The organism is Streptomyces sp. NPDC059853, from assembly GCF_042731495.1.
Taxonomy (GTDB): domain Bacteria; phylum Actinomycetota; class Actinomycetes; order Streptomycetales; family Streptomycetaceae; genus Streptomyces.
The window spans coordinates 1-3,118 of sequence record NZ_JBHWJL010000435.1 but is presented as its reverse complement, the minus strand read 5'-3'; the positions used below and the strand labels follow the sequence as shown (position 1 = coordinate 3,118).

General features: G+C 72.8%; 2 protein-coding genes. One reads left to right on the top strand and one right to left on the bottom strand.

Annotated features, from left to right (window positions below):
* Nucleotides 1-1,244 (bottom strand): alpha/beta fold hydrolase (locus tag ACFV5N_RS26330; RefSeq protein ID WP_385604591.1); only part of this gene is annotated, 1,244 nt, incomplete at its 3' end.
* A 298-nt stretch (nucleotides 1,245-1,542) separates the two neighbouring features.
* On the opposite strand from ACFV5N_RS26330, the gene ACFV5N_RS26325 reads away from it, so the two are divergent.
* The gene (locus ACFV5N_RS26325) at nucleotides 1,543-2,889 is read left to right on the top strand and encodes an SGNH/GDSL hydrolase family protein (RefSeq protein ID WP_385604588.1); all 1,347 of its coding nucleotides are present in this window, start codon (nucleotides 1,543-1,545) and stop codon (nucleotides 2,887-2,889) included.
* The last annotated feature ends 229 nt before the right edge of the window (nucleotides 2,890-3,118 follow it).

The window sequence follows — 3,118 nt, the reverse complement described above, 5'->3', positions numbered from 1 at the left end:
GCGGCGTCCAGGACGGTGCGGATCAGGGCCGTCTCCTCCTCGGGGGTCAGCCGATCCTCGTCCAGGCAGTTGATGGCCTGGGTGGCTTCGATGGCGTTGCTGTAGCTGCCGTCCGCCTCGCGCTGGTAGTAGCCGTCCTGGAGTCCCAGCAGCGTCTCGCCGCGTCCGTCCCGCACCTCGCGGATGCCCTCGACGATCAGCGGCCAGGCGGACTCGGCGTACAGTCCGGCGACGACTCCGTCGATCGCGTTGGCGTAGCTGAGTTCGCGTCCGTCCCCGGCCGGGACGGGCTCGTCCAGCAGGGGCCGGACGATCTCCTGGAAGCGTTCGGTCACCGCCTCGGGGTCGGTGCCCAGCGGGCAGTCGGGCTGTGCGGTGCAGGCGGCGCCCATCAGGTCGAACGACCGCTGGAGGCCGGTGAACTGCTGTGCGCGCCGTTCCGCGGTGCCGGCGTAGGGGTCCATCGGCCCGTCCAGCACGAGCGCCCTGACGTTCTCGGGGAACATCTCGGCGTAGACGGCGCCCAGCCGGGAGCCGTAGCTGGTGCCGAGGTAGCTCAGCCGGTCGTCGCCGAGCACCGCGCGCAGGACGTCCATGTCGCGCGCGGCGTCGCGGGTGCCCACGTGGGCGAGCGCCTTCTCGCCGCCGGACCGTTCGGCGCACTGTTCCGTCCAGCGCCGGGAGTCCTCGTCCGTCCAGCCGCCGAGGACGTGTGGTTCCGATATGACGCCGGCCTCGCGTTCGGCGTCGCTGTAGCAGTCCAGGGCGGGCCGGGAGGCGCCGGTGCCGCGCGGGTCGAAGCCGATGAGGTCGAACCGTTCCGTGACCGGGCTGTCCGGTCCCAGCAGGCCGATCAGCGCGGCGAAGTTCATGCCGGGGAATCCGGGGCCGCCCGGGTTGGTCAGCAGGGAGCCGAGGGGTTCGCCCCGGGCGGGCAGCCGCAGCAGGGCGATCGAGGCGGTGGCGCCGTCCGGGTCGGTGTAGTCCAGCGGTGTCTCCAGGCGGGCGCACTCGAACCGCTCGTCCGCGAAGAGTTCCGCGTCCGCCGCGGTGGTGGCGTAGGGCTCGCACGGCTCGAAGGCCAGTTCCTGCTCGTAGAAGCGCCGCAGGTCGCCGGAGGACGCGTCGGGGGTGGTCCCGGAGGGCTCCTCGGAGCTTTCCGTCGTGCAGGCGCCGAGTGCTCCCACCATCAGCAGCGTCGCGCCGAACGCTGTCAGGCGGCGGGTACGGGCACGGATACGCATGGTCCTCCTCATGGGTCACCGGCGCGGTGGCCGGTGGTGGCCGGTGGGTGGGTTCCATGCTTCCGGCGGCGGGGGGCCGCGGCGACTGCCGTAAGTCATCGGTGCGGATGACGGATGTAACGCGGAGGCGGTGACATTCTTCTGACGGTGCGTCATCCGGGGTGTCCCCGGGCCGTGCTCCGCTCCGGGGACACCGTTGCGAGGCAAGTCGTGTTCATGCCACGCTTTCCGCGCGGGGTCCGCTCCGGGGGCACCGGGGCACGGGCCGTCACGGCTGTCGAGAAGGGCGGATCCGTCCATGTCCCTGCTGAGAAGAACGGTACGGAGCGGCCCGCTCGGCCTGCTGCTCACCGTCGGCCTGCTGGCCCTGACCGTCCTGCTGGCCTCCTCCGTCGGTGCCTCGGCCGAGGGCGACCCCGCCGCCACCGGGCGCCCCGGTGCCGAACACCGCTGGGTGCACAGCTGGACGGCGATGCCGCAGCTCACCGAGCCGCACAACATGCCGCCCCCGCCGTTCACCGGGGACGACGCCGTCCTGGTGGACACCACCCTGCGGCAGACCGCCCGGCTGACCACCGGCGGCGACCGGCTGCGGCTGCGGTTCTCCAACGCCTTCGGCGACACCCCGCTGCCGCTCACCGCCGTGACGGTGGCCCTGCCGGTGGACGGCCGGGCCGGGGTCCCCGGCATCCGGCCGGAGACCCTGCTCCCGGTCACCTTCAACGGACGCGCCTCGGTCACCGTCCCCGTCGGCGCGCAGATCGTCTCCGATCCGCTGGAGCTGCCGCTGGCCGCCGGGAGCAATGTCACGGTCACCACGTATCTGGCGCAGGGCCAGCCCTCGCTCGCCCTCACCGGCCATCCGGGCTCACGGACCACGTCCTACCTGCTGAAGGGCGATCACACGACGGCCGCCGAGCTGCCGGGGGCGACCCCGGCCACCCGCTGGTACCTGCTGAGCGGCATCGAGGTGACGGCCCCGGCCGGGACCGCCGCCGTCGCCGTCCTCGGCGACTCGCTCAGCGACGGCCGCGGCTCCACCATCAACGGCAACGACCGCTGGCCCGACCGGCTCTTCGACCGGCTCCAGGAGCGGGGAGACACCAGCGCGGTCGCCGTCCTCAACCAAGCGGCCGGCGGCAACCGCATCCTCCTCGACGGTCTCGGCCCCAACGCGCTGGCGCGCTTCGACCGCGACATCCTCGCGCACACCGGCGTCGCCTGGCTGATCGTGTTCGAGGGCGTCAACGACATCGGCAACGCGCCCGCGACGGCCGCCGATCAGCAGGCGCTGGCGGCGGAACTCATCGCCGCCTACGAGCAGATCATCGTCCGGGCGCACGCCCACGACATCCCGGTGTACGGGGCCACGCTGCTGCCGTTCGCGGGCCATGCCCTGTACGACGACCCGGCCGGGCACCGGGAGGCGGCCCGGCAGACCGTCAACTCCTGGATCCGCACCGGCGGTGCCTTCGACGCCGTCCTCGACTTCGACCGGGTGGTCCGCGATCCGGACGACCCGGCGCGCCTGCACCCCGCGTTGCACGACGGCGACTGGCTGCACCTCAACCCGGAGGGCTACCGGCTGCTGGCCGAGGCCGTCCCCGCCGACCTGTTCACCGGGTCGTGGGCACCGGCCCGCTGACGGACTCCGGCGTCCGCACTCCGCGGCAGCAGCACCTCGATGAGGAGGACCCCTCAGATGGCAGTGATGCGCAAGACCGTATCGGCCACCGCCGCAGTCCTGGCCGTCGGTGTGGCCGTCGCCCTGCCCGCACACGCCACCACCGCGGACCAGCCCCAGGGCTTCATCACAGGCGCCGACGCCCCCGGCACGATCGACGACAGCTATATCGTCATACTCGAGGACTCCA